We start from the raw sequence: 22,535 nt of genomic DNA on the forward strand, positions 1-22,535 counted from the left end.
TTATTTCATCATTTTTTCAATAGGCAGGACCAGGATCGCCGAAGCGCCCGCCGCCTTGAGTTTGTCCAGCGTGTCCCAGAAGACGTTTTCCTGACAGACCGCATGGACGGCCACCACATCTTCGCGTCCAGCCAGTTGCATGATGGTCGGCGCATCGGCGCCGGGGATCATCTGGATGATTTCGTCGAGGTGTACGCGCGGCGCGTTCAGCATGACGTATTTGGCGCCGGTGGAGGCAGTCACCCCGTCGAAACGGCGCAGCAGCATGTCATAGGTGTGGGCCAGTTCGGCCGGCGGGGCATGCGGCGCCTTGATCAGCACGGCTTCGGATTTCAGCACCAGATCAGTCGCCTTCATGCCATTGGCTTCAAGCGTGGCGCCGGTCGACACCAGGTCGCAGATGGCCTGGGCGATCTTCATGCGGGGAGCGACTTCGACCGCGCCGCGCATTTCCACGATTTCCGCCTGGACGCCGTTGTCTTTCAGCCACTTGCCAAGGATGTTGGGGTAGGAGGTGGCGATCCGCTTACCGTTCAGCCAGGCCGGACCGTCATAGGTCGCTTCGTTGGGGACGGCGATCTTCAGCGTGCATGACCCGAAGCCTAGGCGCATCACGATCATCTCTTCCAGATCGCGATCCGGGAAGTGTTCAGCCAGAACGTTGTAGCCGACAATGCCCAACTCGGCCACGCCGTCGGCGACGAAGGTCGGGATGTCGTCGTCACGCACGCGTAGCAGGTCGATCGGCTGGTTCTCGATCCGGTACAGCAATTCGTTGGCGCCCTTCATGACGCGCAGGCCCGCGCCGCCGATCAGTTCGAGCGAGCGGTCGGCCAGACGGCCGGATTTTTGAACGGCGATGCGAAGGCGGGGGTCGGTCATGTCTTGTCTTTCAATCTGTCCAGCACCAGCCGGTAGCCTTGATGCGGCATTTCCCGCAGGAAACGCGCGACGCGGGTGACGGTGGTGGTCGAAGCGCCGGTGCGTTCGGAAATGTCGCGGTAAGACAACTGGCCATCGTCGAGCAACCGCGCGACCTTGAACCGTTCGGCAAAGGCGCGCAGTTCCGACGGGGTGCACAGGTCGTCGAGAAAGGCCTTGACCTCCTCGATCGTTTCCAGGCCCAGCAGGGCTTGTGCCAGGGCGTCGGAATCCTGCTTGCTGATTTTGCCGTCGATCGCCATCTGTTCTACCGTAGTAGTGTGTTATCGTGCTGATACAGTAACACATGTGGCGATGCAAGGCGGATTTTCAAGTTTTTCGTCAGAAGACGCTTTTGGCGTCCATCCAACGCGCCTTGGCGTAGGCCACGAAGGCCTGACTCGCTTCGGGCGTATCGAAGGCCAGTTTCGGTACAATCAGGGCGCAGTTCCGCTGGGTAAAGATCAGCAGCGTCTTGCGCGTTTCAACCAGGTCGAACACCTCTTTCCAGGTCAGACTGTATTCGCTTTCGCCGACCTGCTTGATGACGCGGGTGTCCGTCAGGCGCAGACGCTGCGTGCGTTTCGGCCACGGCCCGATCAGATAGCTGACGGCCATCCACACCCACACAACGATCGGCCCTATCAGGAAGATCATGATGGCGGCGAACAGGGCGCCGATGATCAGGCTGACGATAAACAGGAGAATGTATACAAATACGACGGTATAAGTAATTGACTGAAGGCCGGGTACATTGGCCCCGATGCCAAACACCATCAGCAGGGTGACGATCCCGGTATAGGCGAGAAACCGCCGGCGGGCGGTCTTGCCGAATCCGTTCTTTCTGAGCCAGGCGGCGAAAAAGGCCGACTGGGCGCCAAACCCGATACGAAAATCGTTTGTGCTTAAATCCATATCGTCTATGTGTGGCAGCGCTTCGCGACCGTCAATCGTCTTGCCCGCCGCGATGGCCTAGGTCGAGCTATGTCGTTCGCGCGCCGCCAGCCCCAGGCCACTGGCTACCGACGAGAAGCGGTCGCCATAGGTCATGCGTGCCTTGGGAAAGGCGGCTTGCATGGCGGCTTCGAAGCCGGGCAGGGCGGTCGACCCGCCGGTCATGAACAGGGTCTGCACCGCGTCAGCCTCCAGACCGGCGCGCGTCGTCACGGTTTCCAGCGCCACAGCGACCACCTTCGACACGTCCTTTTCAACGCTGGCCGTCAAGGTGTCGCGGCTGATCTCAAGCCGCCAGTCAGGATCGATGGCGGTGAAGTCAGCAATGGTAGTTGATGCATCCGACAAGGCAATCTTGGCCTTTTCGATGCGGTTAGCGATGTCGTGACCGGCCTGCTTTTCGATGACCTCCAGAAGACGGCCTGTCTTTTCGCGCTCGCCTGACAGATAATGAATCTGGCGCAGGGAGGTCATGGATTTTTGGGTATAGAGAAAATTGATCAGGTGCCAGGTCGCCAACTGGAAATAGGGCTGAGTCGGAAATTCCAGGCCGGTCTTGTACTTGCCGCGGAAACCCAGGTCGCGCATGGCGGTATCGAGGCTCAGGCGGGTATCGAAATCGGTCCCGCCGATATGAACGCCGGCATTGGCAAGGATCTCGCGCGTCCCAGGCCCCAGGCGCAGCACGGAAAAATCCGACGTGCCGCCGCCGATATCGACGACCAGAACGATATCCTCCCGGTTCAGACCTTCGGCATAGTCGCGCGCCGCCGCCAGGGGCTCGAACTCGAACGATATGGTCTTAAATCCTTGCGCCTGCGCGATGCCGCGCAACTCGGCTTCGGCACGGGCATCGGCATCCGGGTCGCCATCGACGAAGTGCACCGGGCGACCCAACACGACCTCGGTGATCGGGCTGCCGGCAAAGGCGTCGGCCCGGCGCTTCAGCTCGGCGATATAGAGGCCGATAATGGCGCGGAAGTCCTTGCGCCCCGATCCAATCTGCGTCGTCTCCTTGATCAGTGACGACCCCAGGATCGATTTCAGAGCGCGCATCAACCGGCCCTCATAGCCGTCGAGATATTGCGCGATGGCTTCGCGGCCAATGCTTACGGTTTCGGTCTCGAAGTTGAAGAATACCGCCGACGGCAGGGTCACGGCGTCGCCTTCGATGGGCACTAGGCGCAAATCCGCGCCATCGCCGACGCATACGGCGGAGTTGGACGTACCGAAATCGATACCGCAATAGAGAGACATAAGACTGCTTTCCGGGGAGGGGCGGCGTCTTTAACCGCCTTTGGCCGGCAACACCAGTGTTAAAACGCGCAAAATGAGGTTCAGGGACTCTGCCTGCTCGATCGCCTCGCGCTTTAAATCTCGATCAATACGTCCGGCAGTTCGTTGGGATTGTTTTCATCCGGCGGAAAATGAGCGGACAGGGCAGCGCCGCATTTTTCCACGGCGGCTTCGAAGGCCGTGGTCAGATCGCCTGACTGGATATGTTTCAGCAGCACGTCGATGGTTTCGTTCCAGACGGACGGATCGACCTTGCTGTATATACCTTGGTCGGCGATGACCTCTACGAAATGTTCTTCAAGCGCACAGAAGATCATCACGCCGGTCTGGCCGGTGGTGAGATGGAGGCCGCGCGCATAGAACTGCTCCTTCGCCTTTTCATGGGCGCGCCGGTGCTTGGTCGCCTTGGGCGTAAGCAGCAGCTTTAGCGGCGAAAACCGGATGATGGCATAGACGATCAGGAAGATGGCGACCTGGATCAGGCTGTAGATGGCCAGGGCCTGGAGGTGATTATAGTCGGCCAACCCGGCATGGGACGCTTCCCACCCGGCTATGGCCGAGGGCAGGTGCGCGGAAATCGTGTCTTCGATATTTATGCCGAACAGGGCCAAAATGAATGGGGTCACGAGTGCGATACCGAAACCCCAGGCGAGAGGCGTTTCGGCATAGTCGAGCGATTTCGCTTTGATCACGCAGGTGATTTCGCCGGAGGTGGTTTCTTCAGCACGCGCGATGGCCGCATTGATGCGCGCATGATCGATTTTCAAAGTGCCCATGCCTACCATCCTCCTGATGAGCCGCCGCCGCCGAAGCTGCCGCCGCCACCACTGAAACCGCCACCGCCACCGCCGCCGGACCAGCCACCACCACCGCCCCAGTCACCGCCGCCGCGACCACCACCGCCCAGGAGGCTGCCGAGCAGGAACCAGGGCAGCCAGCCGCGCGAGAACATGACAATCAGGATAATGATGAAGATAATGACGGGCAGGGGGAAGCCCTTGATCTCTTTTTTGACCTCGCTCTGTGCCGCCTGCGCCTTCTGGATGGCGACGCCGCGATCCTGCGACAACTGGGCGATGATCTGGTCCGTACCGGCAACGATACCGGCTTCGTAGTTTCCCGTCTTGAATTGCGGCAGGATGGCCCGTTGAATGATGATTGACGACAGGGCGTCGGTCATGACCGGTTCCAAGCCGTAGCCCACCTCGATCCGGACCTTGCGTTCGTTCGGCGCGACAATCAGCAGAATGCCGTTGTCCTTATAGGTCTGGCCATTGCTGGCCTGAACCTTGCCGGATTGGCCGATGGCCCAGTGACGGCCCAGCTGATAGCCGTAGTCGGAGATCTCATAGCCCTGAAGGTCCGGCACGGTGACGATAACCACCTGATCGGTAGTGGCGTCCTCCAGGCCTTTCAGCTTCGCCGTCAGATCCGCCTTGGTCGCTTCCGACAACAGATTGGCGTCATCGACGATGCGGCGATTGTTCAGGTCAGGAAAGGTCGGGTCGGCGAAGGCCGAACTGACCCACAGGCTGGCCATAAGCACAGCCAAAGCCACCCAGAAGGGTTTGAAAACGCGGTTCATTCTGGGTGGCCTTTGCCGTTGTCTGGCTTAGTTCGAGGCCGGCGCGGGGGCAGCGGTCGCGGGCTTGGGCGTGTCGAAGCTGATGTCCGGCGCCTTGTCGCTGCCCGGAGCGGCGGTGAACAGTTCCATCGGCTTGCTGCCGCTGTACATGGTCTTGGCCCAGATCACGCTCGGGAAGGTGCGCAGGCTGAGGTTATAGTCGGTCGCCGCATTGTTGTAATCGCGGCGTGCGATGACGATGCGGTTATTGAGCCCTTCGATCTGGCTTTGCAGGGTCAGGAAGTTTTCATTGGCCTTCAGATTCGGATAGGCTTCCTGAATGACCATCAGGCGACCCAGGGCCGAGGACATGCCGTCCTGGGCCTGCTGGAACTGCTTGAACTTGGCCGGGTCATTGATCGTCGAAGCGTCGACATTGACCGAGGTCGCCTTGGCGCGGGCTTCGACAACAGCGGTCAGGGTGCTGTTTTCGTGCGAAGCGGCGCCTTTGACGACGCTCACCAGTTGCCCGGTGAGATCGGTGCGGCTTTGATACGCGTTCTGAACCTGGGCCCAGGCATTCTTGGCCTGTTCCTGCTTGGTCGGAATGTTGTTGACCCCGCAGGCGGCCAGGCTCAGCGCGGCGCCGAGGACGGCGATAAAACCGATAACGCGGGTGAATTTCATGTTGGGGAGCTCCCTTTGATGCCCATGCCATGCGGGGAGGCAGCCGAACGCGCCCCCTACGCTCTACACATGTAAGTGTTCATAAACCATTTTAAAGAGGGACAAAAGGGGTCTGTCTGGGGAGAAATGGGCGTAAAAGCGTGAGGACAAGCGCTACGGTGTCGGTTATGCTCACTCAGGATCGGTAATGAGGGGCGTATGAGGGTTCAAGTTTTAAGTCTGACGTGTGCGATCGCCCTGATCGCCGCCTCGGCATATGCCACGCCGGCCGCTCATAAAGCGCCAACCTATACGGAAATGCAGGCCTACCGTGCCCGCCCGCTAAAAGAGCTTCAGACCCTGGCCGATGGTGGTGATAACGTCGCGGCCGATGCCCTGGGGCTGGCCTATCGCGACGGGATTGGCGTCGAAATCGATCTAGATCGGGCCCGGACCATATTCGAAAAGGGCGTGGCCGCCGGTGATCCGGAAGCGATGACGGACCTGGCCGGTCTCTACTATGCCGGTCTGGGCGTACCGGTCGACCACGCGAAATTTATCGCCCTGAATCAGCAGGCCGCAGACATCGGCTATAGCGATGGTTACTTGAATCTCGGCGACGCCTATCGTGACGGCAAAGCGGTGCCGCGCGATTACACCAAGGCTATGGCCCTGTACAAGAAGGCCCATAGCTTAAACGGCAGTCCCTATGCCTTGAGCGGCATGGCGCGGCTCTATATGGACGGCTCCGGCGTCACGGCCGATGCGGCGCGCGCCATGATCCTGTATCAGCAGGCGGCCGGTGCCGGGTTCGCGCCGGCGCACACCGACATGGCCATCGTTTATGAATACGGCCTGACGGGCCAGAAGGACATGAAGCGAGCGCGGGCCGAATATGAAACGGCCGCGGCGATGGGCGAGCCCTATGCTATGTACTGGCTGGGCAAGGCCGCCATGGATGGGCGCGACGTTGCCGTCGATCAGGCAAAGGGCGTCGATTGGGTACGCAAGGCTGCAGACCATGGCTTTGCCGAGGCGCGCAATGCCTTGGGCGATGCCTATTTCAGTGGTTACGGCGTCAAGGAAGATCAGGCCGAAGCTTTCCTGTGGTATCGCCGGGCCGCCTTACAAGGCTTTGCCGAGGCCCAGCGTAATCTCGGTCTGATGTATGCCGGCGGCCTGGGCGTCAAGCAGGATGCGGCGCAGGCCTTGATATGGCTGAAACGCGGTGCGGAGCAGGGCGATGCCATCGCCCAGAACAGGGTTGGCCTGATCTATCATAACGGCTCAGGCGTGGAGGCTGATCTGCTTGAAGCGATGAAGTGGTATCGCCTGGCCGCCGATCAGGGTAACGGCGACGCGCAATACAACCTGGCCCTTATATATGAAGAAGGGGGCAAGGGCGTCACGCCGGACCCGTCAAAAGCCTATGCCCTCTATCGCAAGGCCGCCGATGGTGGCGATGTCGCCGCCCAGGTGCGGGTCGGCAATATGCTGATGGACGGTGTGGGCGTTAAGGCGGACGGAAAGCAGGCGCAGACCTATCTGCTCAATGCCGCGAAGCGCGGCAATGCCACGGCTGAAAATAGCTTGGGCTACATGTATCAGACGGGCCAGGGTGTCGCGGTCGATGGCGCCAAGGCGGTCGATTGGTACGAAAAGGCGGCGGCGCACGGCAATGCCACCGCCATGTACAATCTGGGTTACGTCTATTTCTACGGCGCGCCGGTCGCGCGTGATTACGCCAAGGCAAGGACCTGGTTTGAAAAGGCGGCGGCCGCCGGTCATGACGATGCCAACTATTATCTCGGCCTGATCCATTATGAGGGCGATGGTGTTGAGGTGGATTACGCCAAGGCTTTCCCATTGTTCATGAAGGGCGCCGAACGCGGCGATTCGTGGTCGCAACACTATGTCGGTCAGTCCTACCTCAATGGTGACGGTGTTACCAAGGACGACAAGGTGGGCTTCGAATGGGAGCAGAAGTCGGCGCAGCAGGGCAATAGTTGGGCGCAGAATCAACTGGGCTATCTGTATCGTCATGGCCAAGGCGTGGAAAAGGACGACGCCAAGGGCGTGGAATGGTACCGCAAGGCCGCCGATCAAGGCCTGACTGATGCGCAGGAAAACATCGCCTATCTCTATCTCAACGGCGAGGGCGTGGAAAAAAACGAGGCCGAAGGCTTCAAATGGTACAAGCGAGCCGCCGATGCGGGCGCCGAAAGCGCCCTGACGCAGGTCGCCATCCTGTATCTATCCGGGCGCGGCACCAAGCAGGACATCCCCGCCGGTCTGGACATACTTAAGCAGCAATCGGAACAGAGTGCCGACGGCGTGGCGACGCTGGGCCTTGTCTATCTCAATGGCGTTGGGGTGGATATCGACTTTGCCCAGGCGTTGCCTTTGTTGAGCCGCGCAGCGGCGGAAGGCGATGCCTACGGCCAGTACAAGCTGGGCACCATGTACGAATATGCCATGGGCGTGCGCCAGGATCGGGTGACGGCGCTGAAATGGTATCTGCTGGCGGCGGCGCAAAAGGACGATGATGCGGCGGCGGCGGCGAAAGCGATAAAAAAGGACATGTCCCCGTTTGACGTCAGCAAGGCGCAAGGCCTGGCCAAGACGTTCGCCGTCACACCGCATCAGAACAAGCTGGCGTCCGCGTCCTAGGTTTTGCTGGAAAACCGTTAGGTCCGTGACGCCTTAAGTTTGGCGGTTTCACGTTTCAGAACCGAGATGGTGTCGCCCAGATAGCGTCCGATGACCTCAAGCTCGGCCGGCGTATATCCCTCGGCCATTTTCGTCATGGCAAGACTCAGCGATCCGTAGATCGGCCCAAGCTGGGCATCGATCTGTTCCGTCTGACGGATATGGACCAGAAGGCTGCGGCGATCATCCGGATTGGGCATTCGCGCGGCGTATCCCGCCTTTTCCAGCCGATCGACAATACCGGTAATTGCGCCGGTCGTCAGGCCTGTTGCCTGCGCCAACTGGCCGGGCGTTGCCACCGTCATGCCCCGCAATACGCCCAAGCAGCGGCTTTCGGCGGCGCTCATTCCCAAGGTGCGCGCCACGGTTTCATGAAACGTGATGACGGCGGTCGCCAATTCGCGGCCCAAGGCCGACGCGCTTGAATTTATCTTAGACATAAGATAATTATATATAAGATATTTCAGAAGGAAAGTCTTCATGTCACAAACAAGCGATAAAAAATCGTGGATTTATAAGGCCTTGCCCGCTATAATCCTGATGCTCATGGCGCCCTTGATCGCCGAAGTGCTGCCTGGCGCGACGCGCATAAGTTCGCTGTTTGTCTTTCCCATCGAGGTACTGATCTGGGGCAGTGGCACGGTTTTGATACGCTTCTTCGTGCGAAAATATCGGCTCGGCTGGCTGAACCTGGTCCTGCTGGCGACGGCGCTGTCGCTAGCCGAAGAATTGTTGATCCAGCAGACGTCCCTCGCCCCGTTGGCCATTCAGATGAACCATGCCAACTACGGCCGCCTGTTCGGCGTGAATACGGTCTATCTGGTGTGGGCTGTGATGTATGAGGTCATCTTCGTCGTTTGTGCGCCGATTGCCCTGTGCGAAATCCTCTTCCCGTCACGCAAGTCGCAGGGGTGGCTCAATGCCTGGGGCATCGGTATCCTGATGGTCCTGTTCATCCCCGCCTGTTATGCCGCGTGGTTCGGCTGGAACGTGGCCTTCCGCGTCAATATCCAGCATCTGGCGCCCTATAGTTTGCCGCTGAGTTACGCGGTCATATCCGTCGCCCTCATTGTCGGATTGATCCTGGCGGCTCTTGGCCCCTTGCGCCGCTTGGTTGCCACACCGGCCAAGCCCGTGCCTCCCCCTCATCCCGTTGCCTTGGCAATCATGAGCGTCGTGGCTATAGGGGGCGTTTTTGCCTTGGAAATCCTGGCGTTCGGCGTCGGACCTGAGGTCCCGGTGGCCTTGCCGCTGACCGGCGGTATCGCCCTGATCCTGGCCCTGTCCGTCTTCGTGCCGCGCTGGATGGCGTCGGCCCGCTGGAGCCTGTGGCACAGCATCGCCATGGTCTACGGCGCCGTATTGAGCAATTTTATCTTCCTGTTCGCATCGTTCATCGGCGCCTCGGCCGTCGATCTGTACGGTAAGGTCGTTCTGGATAGTATCGGAACTTTGCTGATGTTGTGGCTGGCCGCATTCGCCCTGGCGCGGCACCGAAAAGCGCGTCAGACTGGGGCATGATCCATCGTATCTTACGTGCGCTCACGACCTGGCCAGACCGGCGCGGATGGTTGGAATGTCTGGTCGTTTCACTGGCGGCAGCCGCTGTCATTGCCGGGTTGGGACTGGCGGGCGCCCTCATTCACTGGCAACCGCATACGGACGGCTGGCTGCTACGGTTGGTCAGTGTTCTGTGCATCCCGGCGTTCAGCGAAGAGCTGGTTTTTCGGGGCGCTCTGGTGCCTGATCGCAACGATACACGCCGCCCGGTCATATGGATTGGGGCGGCGGTGGTCGTGTTCATGCTCTGGCACGTCGTCGAAGCGACATTCCTGCTGCCTAACGCCAGACTATTCCTGCAACCGGCTTTCCTGATCTGCGCCGGCCTGCTCGGTTTGGCATGCGCGAGCATGCGTTATCGCACGAGCTCGCTGTGGCCGTCTGTTTTTCTGCATGCCACGCTTGTGTGGGTTTGGCAGACCTGGCTCGGCGGTCCCGATATCGCGCAGCTTATGCGTTGATCAGGCGGCGGCCATTTGAGCCTGATGCAAGCTCTTCTGCATGACATAGTCAGTCAGACCGCCGAAATCCGACGGAATTTCACGGGCGATCTTGAAGCCGCTGCGCAGGCAAAAATTGACGGCGCTTTCGTGAGTTTTGTGGACGCAGATAACAAGGTCATCGGCGGGCGCGAAATAGTCCTGCGCCGCCAGAACCAGCGCCTTACCCAGCCCGAAACCCCGGAAATCGGGCAGAACGGCCAGCTTGGTCACCCATATGCGTGTGCCTTCAAGGTGGGCGCAGCAGAAGCCGACATCGACACGACCGACACGCATGACGAAATAGACATGGCCACGATCCATGATGTCGTCCTCAAGCCGATCGCGGTCGAACATCTGACCCGCCAGTATTTCAAGCTGATCCGGGGCGATGCTGCTGCGGTAAACCTTGGGCCAGATCTGCATAGCCAACTCGTGCACGATATCCAGCTCAGATGCGGCGATGGGGCGGGTTTGGGGCGTGAGTGTCATGGCGGTACTCCATGTAGTCGGTGTGTGACGCGTCCTCAGATCGGTCTAATAAGCTCCGGAATTTTTGCGGAATTAGGGCGGCCATGTAACCGTCCCAGTCGAATTGCGACGGTTGGACCTTAACACAGAATATCTGCGCGGTTAAGTTGATAAATATACGGTAACGGGCTTGTTACAGGGCTTATTTTCTCGCCATGCGAGTATAGTTGACAATGGGTAAATATAGGTGCGTGCCGACTCACGTACTGGAGGTGTCGGTTGTTAATCTTTTGTTAATAATTACAGTGCGCGTTGCATCACATAGTCGGTGAAGACATAGGGGCCCATTTGCACCGGGACCTCGGCTTCGACTTTGAAACCGGAGCGTAGATAGTAACTGATCGCTGGCTCATTGTCCTTATTGACATAAAGCGCCAATTCGGTCGCTGTGTCCGGCGCATTGATCGCCTCCTCGCTTGCGAAGTGCGCAAGCGCCGTTTCCATCAGCGCCTTGCCGAGGCCGAGACCACGAAACTCGTCGCGGACATAGAGCTTCTTAAGCCACAAACGTCCACCGTCGCGGTACGCCGAGGCGTAACCAACGTCGGTCCGGTCGACACGAACGACCCAGAAGATGTGGCCGTCCTGAACCATTTCGCGTTCGAGGTTGTCGGTTGCGTACAGTACCGCCAGCATCGCGTCGACGCGGTCCGGGCCGATGATGTTACGGTAACATTTCGGCCAGATGACCAGTGCCAGTTCGCGAACGATTTCCAGTTCATCGACGTCGATCCGACGTATCCGGATAGTCCGGGCCATGTTCCGCTTCCTGCCTGTAGTGTCTTTTTCAGAGCACGGACTATGTTGCAGGTTTTGGAATTCGCCAAGAAAAAACTGACGCGGGAACTATGAGACCTGACAGACGAAACCTACTTCTGCGTTTTCAGGCCCACAACGCGGCCCGGGTTCCCGGCGGCATCCAGATACACTTCGTCGCCGACACTCTGGCTTTCCAGTACCGTGACAAAGCCATTGGCGGCGGGTCTTGAGCGCGTGACGTGCGCGACGGTTTCCGGCGCGGCCGGCGCCTCGTCAGTGCGCAATGCTTCCCCAATCACGCGCCCGGTCAGCTTGCCTTTTGACGGCAGGTCGAAGCCGAGAATATGCGCCAAGGTGGGCGTGATGTCGGCATTGGACACGGGCGTCTTGTTGGCGAATCCGGCTTTGAAATCGGGGCCGATGGCCGCCATGAAATTGCGGGTATTAGCGCGGGTGAAGCCGCCATGGTTGCCCTGTCCCTGTTGCAAATTGCTGTCGGTGACCATGACCGAGCAGACTTCCGGGTTGCCCCAGCGCTTGACGCAGGACGGCAGGGCATAGTCGGCAAAGCTGACATATATGGCGGGTCGCGGTGTGCGGGCGTCGCCCTTGAGACCGACGGCGCTCATCGGTAGGGTGCCCGGAATCTCGCCCAATGCGTCATCGACAAACAGGGCCGCGACGTAATCTTGCTGCGTCAGGGTAGCGATGATTTTCGGCGCCAGATCCTTGGCCTTTGCCGGGTCAAGATAAAGCAGCTCCGACCCCCCCGAACCGAGCGCCAGGATATCCGGATTGGCCGGATCGGCGCCAATGGCGGCGGAGTTGTGCGGATGTTCGCCTTTTGCGACGGTAATAGGCGCGTTGTAGCTGTCGAACAGGGGCAGGTTGAGTGCGTGCGCCAGGTCGATAGCCAGGAAGCCTTCGGGCAGGAAGCCCTTCACCGTGTCGTCGGGATAGGATTGATGCGCCGCGTAGGAGGTTTTCGACTGCTTGCTGATGGTCGAAAATCCATGGTCGGCGGTCACGAAGATATCGGTATTGTCGTAGACACCGAGGGCTTTCAGCGTATCGATCAGGGCCTGGAGATTGTCCGAGGCGTTGCGTACCGCGGAAAGGGAGGTCGGGCCGTTTATGCCTGGCGACAGGACGTTCAGGCTGTCGCCGGTGTTGTGCTGAGTGCCGTCCGGATCGCGTGACCAGTAGACCAGGGCGAACGGCTTTCCAGCCGCAGTAAAGCGTGGCAGCAGGACCTTGGTCGTGACATTCACGAACCATTTCTGCTGAGAGATGTTGGCGACCTGGACGCCTGGCATATTGTAGGCGCCAGCCGACTGGTTGAGGCCGCGATCCGGTGCTGTCGTTTCGACGCCGGCGGTCTTCATGGCCTCGACGATACTGGCATCCAGCGGCACGGCATGGCCTTTTTCGTAATGGGTGCCGGTACTGTCATCGATGAAGATCGTGCTTTGCCCGTCGCTGGCGGTGATATCCTGAATAAGGATGGGGCCTTCTTTACCGACGGCGGCAGTCTGGTAGCCATGGGCGCGCGCCAGTTGCAGCAGGGACATCTCATTGAGATAGTTGCCGTCGTACAGCGAATTGGTTTCTTTCAGGATCAGGTCGTTTTCCATGAAATGGACTTTGCCTGGTTCGGCCTTGAGCGGAGGCAGGACGAGAGAATTCGACCATTCTCCCGTATCGCCGACCCCATGCCCGGTGGCGATGACCGACGCATTGACGGTGGTGACCGTGGGATAGACCGAATGGGAGTTCTGAAAATCGACCCCTTGCGTCTTGACGGTGGCGAGCGTAGGCGCGGTCTCGGGATTGACGATGCCGTAGCGCAGGCCGTCAGCCACGAAAATGATGATATTGCGCTGTGGTTTCGCTTCTTGTGCCTGCGCTGGTACTGAGGCCATGTACCCCAGAGCCGCCGCGCATATGAACCGGGCAATATGATGGGAGGAACGGGACATGGCAGACTCCTGAACGCTTTGCCTGAATGCTTGATAGGCTTCGCTATGAGCCCGGAATATGACAGTTTGATGCAAAATTCGATCGGAATAGGCCCACGGCGGCAAAAAAGACGGGCGAAGAGAAAACCGCGCGCATCCGGATTGGCCAGTTTGTCGAAACGGGATCATGGCCAGTGGAAAAAAAGATGCTAGAACGAAGGCATCGATCCAGCGGAGCGTACATGAAGCGCATAGTTTTTAGCATTTTCGCGGCGGGCCTGGCAGTGGCAGGCGCCGCGCACGCCGCCGATACGGTCGATCAGGCCATCGACATCTGCCGGGCCAAGGTCAATGACACGGCCACCAAGCCCGATGACAGCAACCCGAACACCATGTTCTGCCGCGGGTTCGTCGCGACCATTCGCGACCACGACAGCGCAAAGGCCCACACCTGGTTTCTGAAATCGGCTGAGGCCGGATACGCCGTCGGACAATATTTCGTCGCCACCCAGTTCGAACACGGCGACGGCGTCGATCAGGACATTCAGCAGGCGCTGGCCTGGCACCTGAAGGCCGCCGAGCAAGGGCTGGCGGAATCGCAGCACCAGTATGCGCACATCTATTTCTTCGGACGGTCGGCCCAGGGCATTGTGCCCGACCCGGACAAGGCCCTGCCCTGGTTCCGTAAGGCGGCTGATCAGGGATATGCCGAGTCTCAGGCCTATCTCGGCCTGGCCTACGAACTGGGGACCGGCGTACCGCAAAGCTACACCCAGGCTCAAATCTGGTACCGGTTGGCGGCGGCTCAGGACAATGGGTTCGCCTTGGCGTCTCTTGGGGACATGTACCAGACGGGGCGTGGCGGTGAAAAGGATGAGGTCAAGGGCTTCGAGATGATCGAGAAGGCCGCGCGCATGAACATGCCGACTGCGCAACTGGCCGTGGCTCATGATTATCGCGACGGCATAGGCGTCAAAAAGGACGCCGTTACGGCGTTCGTCTGGTTTGCGCTCTATAGCTATAACAAGGATGGCGAGCGTCCGGCGGACATGGACGCGTTGGAAAAAACCCTCACGCCGGCGCAGGTCGCCGAGGCGACCACCCGTGCCCAGAGCCTGTGGACGGAGATCAATAAATAACATAGAGCCTCATGCCGAAAAGTGGGCCCCACTTTTCGGGAAAACATGAGGCATTACAAAAAATTAGAGCCATGAGGCGGCTCAACTGAGCCGACGAAGGCTCTAGCCGCCGGAGAAGGGGCAACTCCGGCGGCTATGATGGCGGCCTGATCTGTAAATCAAGTCTGCGGATCAAGCCGCGAACGGCAGGTCGAGGGCGTCGGCCACGGCCTTGTAAGTAATCTGGCCATTGGCGACATTCAGTCCGGCCTTGAGATGCGTGTCGGCGGCAAGGGCCGCGGACACGCCCATCTGCGCCATCTTGACCACGAAGGGCAGGGTGGCGTTGTTGAGCGCCAAGGTGGACGTCCGTGCCACGGCGCCCGGCATGTTGGCCACGCAGTAGTGAACGATGCCGTCGACAATATAGATCGGATCCTGGTGGGTCGTGGCGTGCGATGTTTCGAAGCATCCGCCCTGATCGATGGCGATGTCGACGAGCACGGCGCCGGGCTTCATGGTTTTCAGTTGCGCCTTCGATACCAGCTTGGGCGCCGCCGCACCGGGGATCAGAACGGCGCCGATAACCAGGTCGGCTTCCTTGATAGCGTCGGCCAGGGCGGCCTTCGACGAATAGGCCGTCTTCACCCGGCCGTGGAACAGGTGGTCGATTTCGATAAGCTTATGCGGGTTGATGTCGAACAGGGTGACGTCAGCCGACAGGCCAATAGCCATCTGGGCCGCATTGACGCCCGATACGCCGCCGCCGATGATGACGACCTTGGCCGGTGCGACGCCGGGAACGCCGCCCAGGAGCACGCCGCGGCCACCGAAGGCCTTGTGCAGGTAGGTCGCGCCGACATGGACCGAAATGCGGCCGGCAACTTCCGACATCGGCCGCAATAGCGGCAGGCCGCCTTGCGGTTCGGTGACGGTTTCGTAAGCGATGCAGGTGGCGCCAGACGCCATAAGGGCCTCGGCCTGTGGCTTGTCGGCGGCGAGATGCAGATAGGTGAACAGGGTCTGGGTCTGTTTCAGGCGCGCGCATTCCGCCAATTGCGGTTCCTTCACCTTGACGATCAGATCGGCAATATCGAAGGTCTCTTCGGCTGTCGCCAGAATAGTCGCGCCGGCGGCGGCATAGTCCGCGTCCGAAAAACCGATCGCCGCACCCGCCTGGGTTTCGACGAAAACCTCATGTCCGAGGTGGGTCAGTTCCGCAACCGAATGGGGCACGAGCCCGACCCGGTATTCGTGATTCTTGATTTCCTTGGGTACGCTGATCTTCATGGCCGGGCTCCGCTGTTTTTGATATTATTAGTTTCGTTTGTTCCTTGATTATGATCCCATTACGCGCGTAAATTTTGGAAATTTTGTAAGTTGATTTGGCAAGGTGTTGGAGATATTCTCAAAACCATGGCAAATCTCGATAAATTTTCCGACCTTGATTCTTTTGATCGCGAACTGATCAAGGTGCTTCGCAACGATGCCCGCGCCACCTCCGCCGATCTGGGCGAGGCGGTGGGTCTGTCTCCATCGGCGGCGCACCGCCGGGTCAAGATTCTGGAACAGAAGGGCGTGATCACCGGCTATCGCGCCGTCATCGCCGAAAATGTCCAGGGCAAGCAGGGCACGGTATTCGTCCATGTTACCCTGACCGACCAGCGCCGGGAAACGTTTGAAAAATTCGAAAAGGCCGCGCTGGCCTGCGCCGCCATCGAAGAATGCCACCTGATGTCGGGTGAAGCGGACTATCTGCTGAAAATCGTCCTGCGCGAAAGCCTGTCCTATGAAGACGTGCACCGCGACGTTCTGTCGATCATGCCTGGCGTCTCCAAACTGGCCTCGTCCTTTTCGATCCGTACCGTGAAAATGGGCTGACGCCTGCCTGTCTAGTCCGTCGTCTGTCTAGTCCGTCGTCTGTCTAGTCCGTCGTCTGTCTAGTCCGTCGTCTGTCTAGTCCGTCGTCTGGCTATTTCCACGCCGAAACGATCAAGGCGCGGTCTAGCACAGGCAGGGTGCCGAAGCGGTCAGTAGGTGCTAGTCTTGCCAAAAAACAGGGGAGATACCGTGCGTCACATCCATTACCTGTCCGTCCTCAGCCTCGCGTTCACCGCTACCGCCGCCTCGGCTACGCCGGTGAAACTGGACGACCTGTTCCAGGATCACATGGTCCTCCCGCGGCATCAGGCCATAATTACCGGAACAGCCGGGGCCGGCGAAGCGATCACAGCGACCTTCAACACGGCGATCGCAACGGCCCAGGCCGACGCCCATGGCCGGTTTCGCCTGACCTTGCCCGACATCGCTGCCGGCCAGACGGGAACGCTCAGCGTCACCAGTTCGTCAGGTCGTCAGGACGTGAGCGATGCCATTACCGGGGATGTTTTCCTGTGTTCCGGCCAATCGAACATGCAGGTGCCGGTGACCCGCAGCCTGAATTACGACAATGTCATTGCCAATTCCGCCAACGATACGATCCGAAATGCCCATATCGCCGCTCGGACCGGCCTGGCGCCCGGTGATCATTTCCAGGCGCCGGTGAGTTGGAAGAAGGCCGGCCCAACGACGACTGCCGATTTTTCCGCGACCTGCTATTACTTCGCCGCCGCCTTGCAGGAACGCGTGCATGTGCCCATTGGCATGGTGCATTCATCGCTCGGCGGATCGAATATCACCGCGTGGCTGGACGAGGCCTCCCTGGCCCGGTTTCCCAAGTACGGTGAAGACCTGTCCCTTCTCAAGATCGCCGCGAACGACCCGCATGCCGCCGGGGCGGCAATGGGCAAGCGGTTCGAAACCTGGTGGGCGTCCACCGGCGACAAGACAATGCCCTGGCTGGCGACGGATTTCGCCAAGTGGCCCAAGGTTCCCGACCTGACCTTGAACTGGGAGCGGTGGAATGTGCCCGAACTGGCCGCCTATGATGGCGACGTCTGGTACGCCACCCATGTGTCCCTGACGGCGGCCCAGGCGAAACAGGCGGCGGAACTGAACCTCGGACACGTCGATGACATCGACTATACATGGGTCAATGGCAAGCCTCAGGGCTATACCGCCGGCAACGACCATCCTCATGGCTATGTCTTGCCGGCCGGGACGTTGAAAGCCGGTGATAATCTCATTGCCGTCAATGTCATCGATTTGTGGAGCATGGGCGGCATGTATGGCGATACGCCGCCCGCCCTGAAAATCGCTGGTGAAACCGTGCCTTTGACGGATTGGCGCTACCGTCTGGTCAGCGCGGCCCAGACATATCCGCCGCGCGCCCCCTGGGATGCCACGGGCGGGCTCAGCATTCTGCACAACGCCATGATCGCCCCGATGGGCCCTTTCAGCTTTACCGGCGTGGTCTGGTATCAAGGCGAAACCAATGTCGGTGATCCGAACTACCAGGCGCTTTTGACGGCCCTCATGACCCAATGGCGTGGCCAGTTCGGCGCCACCCTGCCGATCGCGGTGGTGCAATTGGCCAATAACGGTCCGCGCCCCACCAAGCCCGTCGATTCCGCTTGGGCGCGTCTTCGCGAGGCGCAGCGCCTGGCGGTGCTTGCCGATCCGCACGCGACACTGGCGACCGCTGTCGATATTGGCGAATGGAGCGATGTCCACCCGGCCAACAAGAACGAACTGGGCAAACGCCTGGCCCGCGCCATGGCGGTCAAGGCCTACGGCATGACCGGCCTGTCGGAATCTGGACCGCAGATTGCCGCCATAACCCGCGACGGTGATACCCTGGTTTTGCGCTTCACCGGTTTGGAAGGCGGCTTGGTTGCCTATAGTTCGCGTCATCCCATTGGCTTTGAAGTGTGCGGCGCAGACGGGTGTCAGTTTGCCGAGGCCGACATCAAGGGGCAGGACATCATCCTGCATGATGCCGCCATGGCCACCAAGGTGCGTTTTTGCTGGGCGGATTCCCCCACCTGCAACCTGTATGATGACAAGACCGGTCTGCCGGCCCTGCCGTTCGAAATGTCCGTTACGCCATAAGGGGTGGCGGAAGAGGAATAGAGGCAGCGGCCATACTGTCTGGCTTACGCGCCTTCGATAGCCGAAAACGCCACTTTTGCGTTTAAGTTATTGAACAACATGCCAAGTCATTTTAGCGGCAGATAAAGCTCTGCTGTAGCTTCGTTCTCTGTGACGTCGGGGAAAAAACGAATACGGCGGCAATATAGCGGGAAGCCCCGAAGCTCTTCCCCACTTTGTGGCAACCAATCTCTGTAAAGAAAGCTGGCCGCAGGCTCTAAATCGTCATTCGACCCGACGACGCGTAGCATAGCACAGCGCCCCCCTGGAATGACGCCTGCGGTAACGCCATCATCTCTAAAAGAGATCGCACGATCATAGCTGACGGCAATATCGACGTGGTAGTCCTCCAACGTCACCGGGTGTGGCTCGCTGTGAAAGATATTATAGACGGTGCTCGCTTGCGGTCGCAGTCCGGCGGACTTTCGCCAAGCTATGAAGCGCCGGATTGTCTCGCTGATCTTCGTGGGGTCGCCCTGATGTGTCATTACGGCGACTGGAACGTCGCTTACGTCTAAAATCTGTACGCACGCCGAAGTATAGGGTGTCGATAGCCTGTTCCTTGCCCGGACAAGAGGCCCTAATTGCTCAAGCCAGGGTTCACATTTGGGGGACTTGCGGAAAGAGGACGGCGACTGGCCAAAATGCTGACGAAATGCACGTCCAAAAGCCTCGGGCGCCTCAAATCCCGCATGTAGTGCAACCTCTGTCACAGTCATCTGGTCCCGGTAGGCCAGTTGATAAGACGCGCGCTTCATCCGAGCAAGTTGGACATAACGGTGAGCAGGTAGTCCGAAAACGGCATTGAATTGTCGATGAAAATGGTACTTCGAGAAGGCTGCAATGCCGCTCAACACGTCAAGTCCGAGGTCCTCGTCTAAGTGTTGATCGATAAAATCAAGTACTCGCTGCATTCTTGTGCGGTAGCGTTCGAAGGGGGGTATCCTTATTCCCATTTCATTTTTGCCTTGCCGTCAGAATACCGTTGGAGACTAACTCGAACGTCCTCCCGCCTTCTTTTAGGATTAGTATATAGTTCAACAAGTCTCTAAGTGGAGAAAATTGGCTGGGGTCAATAAATTAGCAAGATTGGTCGGGCGAGCCTCGCTGCATAGTTTTAGATCATTCGGCAAGTCTCTGGTCTGATATATTTTGTTTAGAAGGCGAATAATGTCGAATAATAGTGCCCTAGAAGACGCCCTCGATCATCGGTCTGTAATTGATCTTGCGCAGTCTGTTCTGGATAGCTTTTACGCTTCAGTTTTAGCTTGTGGCCGTTTTCCTCCAAACAAACCCCACATCGAGATTGCTAGGACGTCCGGGCCAATTCATTACGATCACGACAAATGCGCTGTGGTCCTTATCCCCTACGAATTGCTTGATCCAGGCCGTCGAGCGGGGATGGATCGCTTTGCAGCGATAGGAACCCTTGGCCTATCTGGACGTGACCACTATGCTGAGATATTTAACAATCTACTTGTCGCGCATGAGCTTGGGCATTGGTTGCAGTGTCTGGCACAACGCCCTCTGACTCCTTGGCAAGCCGAGTACGACGCCAACCGGATCATGGTTGCATTCTGGCGTGAACATCCGTCTGGTGGCCACACGGCTTCAACCGAATTGCGACTGGCGAACTTCGTCGTGCAGCCTTCAACTATGCCAAACCCTCTCGCAAGCGCTCCCGACGCAGACCCTGGAGACTATTTCAACACGCATCTCGCTGAGATTGAAGCAAACCCGGCATCTTATGCCGCTTTTCAAAAGTTGATGGTTCGCAAAGCAATGGCGGAGCTGCCCGCTCCCACTTTTTGCGGGCTCGTCGCGTCGATGTGGCCGACGTAAGTCGTAACTTTTTGGCACAGTGGTTTTCAAAAGAAGCGGCCTATGAGGGCTTATCAACCCTATATAATAAAAAAGCCTCCGGGACCGCCTATTCCCGGAGGCTTTTCTGTGTGCGCCGCTCGAACCTGGCGCAGTCAGAAATTCTTCTGATTTAAGTCCCCCAAAGGCGGCGGGGGTATTTTCAGGCCGCCATCCTCACTGGATGGTTTCCAGTTCCTGTCGCTGGACCGCCTTGATGCGCTCAATTTCTTCCTTGAGCTTAAGTTTCTTTCGCTTCAGTTCCTTTAGGTATAGAGAGTCGACGGAGGGGCTACGCTCCTCCCGGGCGATGATGGATTTGAGGGATTGATGACGTTGGTCGAGTTCACGAACTCTCGCTTCAATGGTCATAAGGCAATGTCCTTCAGTATCTCTCTGTGCGGACCCCATTGTCCGTACTCAGACAGGGAACACCCGTACGAGGCGAATGTAGAATCACAATCCGTTACATCTGATCACGGAAGTGAGAGAATTATAGTTTCACGCGCATTAAGCAGTTTTACCGCATGACAATTGATAAAAATAAAACCAATCAACGCCTTATTGTCGCCATAAGCGGGGCATCCGGAGCAATATACGGTATTGCCGCCCTGCGTGCGCTGCGCTGCGCTGGGATAGAAACCCATCTGGTCGTGTCGAAAGCGGCCGCCCTGTCGCTGGGGGCGGAGCTCGACATAACCCTCGCCGACGTCCATGCTCTGGCTGACGTCGTCTATAAGCCGGCCGATATCGGCGCCGCCATCGCGTCGGGTTCGTTTCGCACCTTGGGGATGCTGGTCGCGCCCTGCTCGGTGAAATCAATGAGTGAGATCGCTACCGGCGTCACGTCTTCTCTGATCAGCCGCGCTGCCGATGTCTGCCTGAAGGAGCGCCGGCGGGTGGTGCTGATGGTGCGCGAAAGCCCGCTGCACCTGGGGCACCTGCGCACCATGGCCGCCGTGACGGAAATGGGCGCCATCATCGCGCCGCCCATGCCGGCCTTTTACACCCGGCCCGAGACTCTGGAAGAGATGGTCGAACAAACTGTGGCGCGGACATTGGCGCTCTTCGATGTCGATGTCCCGATGAAACGCTGGGGTGAGGATGTCGGCCTGTGACCGGCCTGTGGTCGTGGGCGGTGGATGTCTATGGTCGGGGGCAGGTGGCCGCCTTGTGTCTCGATCTTCAGGATATGGACGGCCAGAATGTCCCCTTGCTGCTATGGGCGGCCTGGCTGGGGCACGAAGGTATTGTCGCCGCTCCCGTTGTTGCCGACGCCGCGCACATTGCTCGGCAATGGTCGGAATCGGTGATTGGTCCGCTGCGACTCATGCGCCGCCGCCTCAAATCGGTCGTTTCACAAGAAGATGAGGCGGTTCGCCTGCCTCTGCGCGAGAAAATCAAGTCCGCGGAGCTGGAGGCCGAACGTGCCCTGATGAGCCTGCTTGAACCGCTTTCATTGCAGGTTTGGGACGCAAAAAACGATACTAATCATACGATTAGCGAATTGATATTGGAAAATTTGCGGGTGGTCGCCGCCGCGTGGTCGCAAAAAACGCCCGATCAAAAGCTGCGCCTGCTCAGTCAGGCCCTTTCGTAGGGGCAAAAAATGAGGTATGATGCCTCAACACGGTGGGCCTTTGTGCCCGCCTTTTGTCCTTTAGCGTCAAACCTTTAGCCAGAGAGGATCGGGCATCTCCATGCACGACGACAGCAACATCCGGACACTGCGCGGAAACGATAATCTGCACTTGGTCAAGGATGGCGAAGTGGCGAAGGGCGAAACCGAACGCCGTATCGGCCAGCGCATCGAAGGCGAGCCGCATTTGGAGCTGGTGCCCGACGAAGTCACGGTCCAGCCCGATGACTTGGAACCGCGCGTTCGTGAACTCCCGATCGACGGCAAGGTGGTCATCCTGCGCAATGAATGCGCGTTGCTCAAGCAGGAGCACAAGGATCTGGACGAGGCGATCAGCGCCTTGCAGCAGATGCGTCTGCCCGATCAGATTCTGCTGGCCCGCTTGAAGCGCAAGAAGCTTTACCTGCGCGATCAGATCGCCAAGATCGAAGACAAGATCAGGCCCGATATCATCGCCTAAAAAATTACCGACGAAAAAAGCTCCGGGCATAG

24 protein-coding genes are annotated in these 22,535 nt (G+C 58.9%); 10 read left to right on the plus strand and 14 right to left on the minus strand.

Annotated elements, in window-relative coordinates; genetic code table 11:
- The 7 genes from hisG to RCJ00_RS17275 form a co-directional block, all read right to left on the minus strand.
- The gene (gene hisG, locus RCJ00_RS17245; protein ID WP_316223495.1) at positions 1-882 is read right to left on the minus strand and encodes an ATP phosphoribosyltransferase; all 882 of its coding nucleotides are present in this window, start codon (positions 880-882) and stop codon (positions 1-3) included.
- Positions 879-1,184 (minus strand): YerC/YecD family TrpR-related protein, encoded by a 306-nt coding sequence (locus RCJ00_RS17250; protein ID WP_316223496.1) that lies wholly within the window; start codon positions 1,182-1,184, stop codon positions 879-881. The genes hisG and RCJ00_RS17250 overlap by 4 nt, the downstream gene beginning before the upstream one ends.
- A gap of 79 nt (positions 1,185-1,263) precedes the next feature.
- Positions 1,264-1,836, minus strand: a complete 573-nt coding sequence (locus RCJ00_RS17255) for a YcxB family protein (RefSeq protein WP_316223498.1) — start codon at positions 1,834-1,836, stop codon at positions 1,264-1,266.
- Between the two features lie 57 nt (positions 1,837-1,893).
- On the minus strand, positions 1,894-3,132 hold the full coding sequence (locus tag RCJ00_RS17260; protein WP_316223499.1) for an Hsp70 family protein: 1,239 nt from the start codon (positions 3,130-3,132) through the stop codon (positions 1,894-1,896).
- 113 nt (positions 3,133-3,245) lie between these two features.
- The gene (locus RCJ00_RS17265) at positions 3,246-3,947 is read right to left on the minus strand and encodes a TPM domain-containing protein (protein WP_316223500.1); all 702 of its coding nucleotides are present in this window, start codon (positions 3,945-3,947) and stop codon (positions 3,246-3,248) included.
- A 2-nt stretch (positions 3,948-3,949) separates the two neighbouring features.
- Complete coding sequence (locus tag RCJ00_RS17270) at positions 3,950-4,756, minus strand: TPM domain-containing protein (RefSeq protein ID WP_316223501.1); 807 nt, start codon at positions 4,754-4,756, stop codon at positions 3,950-3,952.
- Between the two features lie 27 nt (positions 4,757-4,783).
- The gene (locus RCJ00_RS17275; RefSeq protein ID WP_316223502.1) at positions 4,784-5,422 is read right to left on the minus strand and encodes a LemA family protein; all 639 of its coding nucleotides are present in this window, start codon (positions 5,420-5,422) and stop codon (positions 4,784-4,786) included.
- 198 nt (positions 5,423-5,620) lie between these two features.
- Between RCJ00_RS17275 and RCJ00_RS17280 the strand changes: the two genes are divergently transcribed.
- A complete protein-coding gene (locus tag RCJ00_RS17280) occupies positions 5,621-8,071 on the plus strand; it encodes a tetratricopeptide repeat protein (protein WP_316223503.1) in 2,451 nt (816 codons plus the stop codon).
- Between the two features lie 17 nt (positions 8,072-8,088).
- Here the strand turns inward: RCJ00_RS17280 and RCJ00_RS17285 are convergent, their stop codons facing one another.
- Positions 8,089-8,550 carry a MarR family winged helix-turn-helix transcriptional regulator gene (locus tag RCJ00_RS17285; protein ID WP_316223505.1) on the minus strand — a complete coding sequence of 154 codons (462 nt, stop codon included), beginning with the start codon at positions 8,548-8,550 and terminating at the stop codon, positions 8,089-8,091.
- A gap of 40 nt (positions 8,551-8,590) precedes the next feature.
- On the opposite strand from RCJ00_RS17285, the gene RCJ00_RS17290 reads away from it, so the two are divergent.
- Together RCJ00_RS17290 and RCJ00_RS17295 are read left to right on the plus strand one after the other, a co-directional pair.
- Entirely contained in the window at positions 8,591-9,631 is a 1,041-nt protein-coding gene (locus tag RCJ00_RS17290) for a hypothetical protein (protein WP_316223506.1), read from the plus strand.
- On the plus strand, positions 9,628-10,131 hold the full coding sequence (locus RCJ00_RS17295; RefSeq protein WP_316223507.1) for a CPBP family glutamic-type intramembrane protease: 504 nt from the start codon (positions 9,628-9,630) through the stop codon (positions 10,129-10,131). The genes RCJ00_RS17290 and RCJ00_RS17295 overlap by 4 nt, the downstream gene beginning before the upstream one ends.
- On the opposite strand, the gene RCJ00_RS17300 is transcribed toward RCJ00_RS17295, so the two are convergent.
- The 3 genes from RCJ00_RS17300 to RCJ00_RS17310 form a co-directional block, all read right to left on the minus strand.
- Positions 10,132-10,641 (minus strand): GNAT family N-acetyltransferase, encoded by a 510-nt coding sequence (locus RCJ00_RS17300; RefSeq protein ID WP_316223508.1) that lies wholly within the window; start codon positions 10,639-10,641, stop codon positions 10,132-10,134.
- A 279-nt stretch (positions 10,642-10,920) separates the two neighbouring features.
- Positions 10,921-11,439: a GNAT family N-acetyltransferase gene (locus RCJ00_RS17305; RefSeq protein ID WP_316223509.1), complete on the minus strand. Its 519-nt coding sequence runs from the start codon at positions 11,437-11,439 to the stop codon at positions 10,921-10,923.
- Between the two features lie 110 nt (positions 11,440-11,549).
- Positions 11,550-13,418 (minus strand): alkaline phosphatase family protein, encoded by a 1,869-nt coding sequence (locus tag RCJ00_RS17310; protein ID WP_316223510.1) that lies wholly within the window; start codon positions 13,416-13,418, stop codon positions 11,550-11,552.
- Positions 13,419-13,639: 221 nt separating this feature from the next.
- Between RCJ00_RS17310 and RCJ00_RS17315 the strand changes: the two genes are divergently transcribed.
- Complete coding sequence (locus RCJ00_RS17315; RefSeq protein ID WP_316223511.1) at positions 13,640-14,536, plus strand: tetratricopeptide repeat protein; 897 nt, start codon at positions 13,640-13,642, stop codon at positions 14,534-14,536.
- A gap of 171 nt (positions 14,537-14,707) precedes the next feature.
- Here RCJ00_RS17315 and ald read toward each other — a convergent pair whose 3' ends face one another.
- On the minus strand, positions 14,708-15,805 hold the full coding sequence (gene ald, locus RCJ00_RS17320) for an alanine dehydrogenase (protein WP_316223512.1): 1,098 nt from the start codon (positions 15,803-15,805) through the stop codon (positions 14,708-14,710).
- A 126-nt stretch (positions 15,806-15,931) separates the two neighbouring features.
- Between ald and RCJ00_RS17325 the strand changes: the two genes are divergently transcribed.
- The gene (locus RCJ00_RS17325) at positions 15,932-16,396 is read left to right on the plus strand and encodes an Lrp/AsnC family transcriptional regulator (protein WP_023459748.1); all 465 of its coding nucleotides are present in this window, start codon (positions 15,932-15,934) and stop codon (positions 16,394-16,396) included.
- A 189-nt stretch (positions 16,397-16,585) separates the two neighbouring features.
- A complete protein-coding gene (locus RCJ00_RS17330) occupies positions 16,586-18,505 on the plus strand; it encodes a sialate O-acetylesterase (RefSeq protein ID WP_316223513.1) in 1,920 nt (639 codons plus the stop codon).
- A gap of 107 nt (positions 18,506-18,612) precedes the next feature.
- Here RCJ00_RS17330 and RCJ00_RS17335 read toward each other — a convergent pair whose 3' ends face one another.
- Positions 18,613-19,500, minus strand: a complete 888-nt coding sequence (locus RCJ00_RS17335; RefSeq protein WP_316223514.1) for an AraC family transcriptional regulator — start codon at positions 19,498-19,500, stop codon at positions 18,613-18,615.
- A gap of 214 nt (positions 19,501-19,714) precedes the next feature.
- On the opposite strand from RCJ00_RS17335, the gene RCJ00_RS17340 reads away from it, so the two are divergent.
- On the plus strand, positions 19,715-20,386 hold the full coding sequence (locus tag RCJ00_RS17340; protein WP_316223516.1) for a hypothetical protein: 672 nt from the start codon (positions 19,715-19,717) through the stop codon (positions 20,384-20,386).
- 195 nt (positions 20,387-20,581) lie between these two features.
- Here RCJ00_RS17340 and RCJ00_RS17345 read toward each other — a convergent pair whose 3' ends face one another.
- Positions 20,582-20,776 carry a DUF465 domain-containing protein gene (locus RCJ00_RS17345; protein WP_316223517.1) on the minus strand — a complete coding sequence of 65 codons (195 nt, stop codon included), beginning with the start codon at positions 20,774-20,776 and terminating at the stop codon, positions 20,582-20,584.
- A gap of 155 nt (positions 20,777-20,931) precedes the next feature.
- On the opposite strand from RCJ00_RS17345, the gene RCJ00_RS17350 reads away from it, so the two are divergent.
- The 3 genes from RCJ00_RS17350 (at position 20,932) to RCJ00_RS17360 (ending at position 22,503) form a co-directional block, all read left to right on the plus strand.
- Positions 20,932-21,522, plus strand: coding sequence for a UbiX family flavin prenyltransferase (locus RCJ00_RS17350; RefSeq protein WP_316223519.1), 591 nt, complete (start codon positions 20,932-20,934; stop codon positions 21,520-21,522).
- The gene (locus tag RCJ00_RS17355) at positions 21,519-22,004 is read left to right on the plus strand and encodes a TIGR02444 family protein (RefSeq protein ID WP_316223520.1); all 486 of its coding nucleotides are present in this window, start codon (positions 21,519-21,521) and stop codon (positions 22,002-22,004) included. The genes RCJ00_RS17350 and RCJ00_RS17355 overlap by 4 nt, the downstream gene beginning before the upstream one ends.
- A 100-nt stretch (positions 22,005-22,104) precedes the next feature.
- Positions 22,105-22,503 (plus strand): YdcH family protein, encoded by a 399-nt coding sequence (locus RCJ00_RS17360; protein WP_316223521.1) that lies wholly within the window; start codon positions 22,105-22,107, stop codon positions 22,501-22,503.
- Positions 22,504-22,535: the final 32 nt, after the last annotated feature.

The organism is Asticcacaulis aquihabitans, from assembly GCF_032490435.1.
GTDB lineage: Bacteria > Pseudomonadota > Alphaproteobacteria > Caulobacterales > Caulobacteraceae > Asticcacaulis.

Excerpts from the sequence above, each read along its gene's own strand:
- ald (WP_316223512.1), bottom strand. The coding sequence starts at position 15,805 with ATGAAGATCAGCGTACCCAAGGAAATCAAGAATCACGAATACCGGGTC.
- RCJ00_RS17290 (WP_316223506.1), top strand. The coding sequence starts at position 8,591 with ATGTCACAAACAAGCGATAAAAAATCGTGGATTTATAAGGCCTTGCCC.
- RCJ00_RS17275 (WP_316223502.1), bottom strand. The coding sequence starts at position 5,422 with ATGAAATTCACCCGCGTTATCGGTTTTATCGCCGTCCTCGGCGCCGCG.
- RCJ00_RS17280 (WP_316223503.1), top strand. The coding sequence starts at position 5,621 with ATGAGGGTTCAAGTTTTAAGTCTGACGTGTGCGATCGCCCTGATCGCC.
- RCJ00_RS17305 (WP_316223509.1), bottom strand. The coding sequence starts at position 11,439 with ATGGCCCGGACTATCCGGATACGTCGGATCGACGTCGATGAACTGGAA.
- RCJ00_RS17285 (WP_316223505.1), bottom strand. The coding sequence starts at position 8,550 with ATGTCTAAGATAAATTCAAGCGCGTCGGCCTTGGGCCGCGAATTGGCG.
- RCJ00_RS17310 (WP_316223510.1), bottom strand. The coding sequence starts at position 13,418 with ATGTCCCGTTCCTCCCATCATATTGCCCGGTTCATATGCGCGGCGGCT.
- RCJ00_RS17350 (WP_316223519.1), top strand. The coding sequence starts at position 20,932 with ATGACAATTGATAAAAATAAAACCAATCAACGCCTTATTGTCGCCATA.
- RCJ00_RS17255 (WP_316223498.1), bottom strand. The coding sequence starts at position 1,836 with ATGGATTTAAGCACAAACGATTTTCGTATCGGGTTTGGCGCCCAGTCG.
- RCJ00_RS17260 (WP_316223499.1), bottom strand. The coding sequence starts at position 3,132 with ATGTCTCTCTATTGCGGTATCGATTTCGGTACGTCCAACTCCGCCGTA.
- RCJ00_RS17270 (WP_316223501.1), bottom strand. The coding sequence starts at position 4,756 with ATGAACCGCGTTTTCAAACCCTTCTGGGTGGCTTTGGCTGTGCTTATG.
- RCJ00_RS17295 (WP_316223507.1), top strand. The coding sequence starts at position 9,628 with ATGATCCATCGTATCTTACGTGCGCTCACGACCTGGCCAGACCGGCGC.
- RCJ00_RS17265 (WP_316223500.1), bottom strand. The coding sequence starts at position 3,947 with ATGGGCACTTTGAAAATCGATCATGCGCGCATCAATGCGGCCATCGCG.
- hisG (WP_316223495.1), bottom strand. The coding sequence starts at position 882 with ATGACCGACCCCCGCCTTCGCATCGCCGTTCAAAAATCCGGCCGTCTG.
- RCJ00_RS17360 (WP_316223521.1), top strand. The coding sequence starts at position 22,105 with ATGCACGACGACAGCAACATCCGGACACTGCGCGGAAACGATAATCTG.
- RCJ00_RS17345 (WP_316223517.1), bottom strand. The coding sequence starts at position 20,776 with ATGACCATTGAAGCGAGAGTTCGTGAACTCGACCAACGTCATCAATCC.
- RCJ00_RS17340 (WP_316223516.1), top strand. The coding sequence starts at position 19,715 with ATGTCGAATAATAGTGCCCTAGAAGACGCCCTCGATCATCGGTCTGTA.
- RCJ00_RS17335 (WP_316223514.1), bottom strand. The coding sequence starts at position 19,500 with ATGGGAATAAGGATACCCCCCTTCGAACGCTACCGCACAAGAATGCAG.
- RCJ00_RS17250 (WP_316223496.1), bottom strand. The coding sequence starts at position 1,184 with ATGGCGATCGACGGCAAAATCAGCAAGCAGGATTCCGACGCCCTGGCA.
- RCJ00_RS17325 (WP_023459748.1), top strand. The coding sequence starts at position 15,932 with ATGGCAAATCTCGATAAATTTTCCGACCTTGATTCTTTTGATCGCGAA.
- RCJ00_RS17300 (WP_316223508.1), bottom strand. The coding sequence starts at position 10,641 with ATGACACTCACGCCCCAAACCCGCCCCATCGCCGCATCTGAGCTGGAT.
- RCJ00_RS17315 (WP_316223511.1), top strand. The coding sequence starts at position 13,640 with ATGAAGCGCATAGTTTTTAGCATTTTCGCGGCGGGCCTGGCAGTGGCA.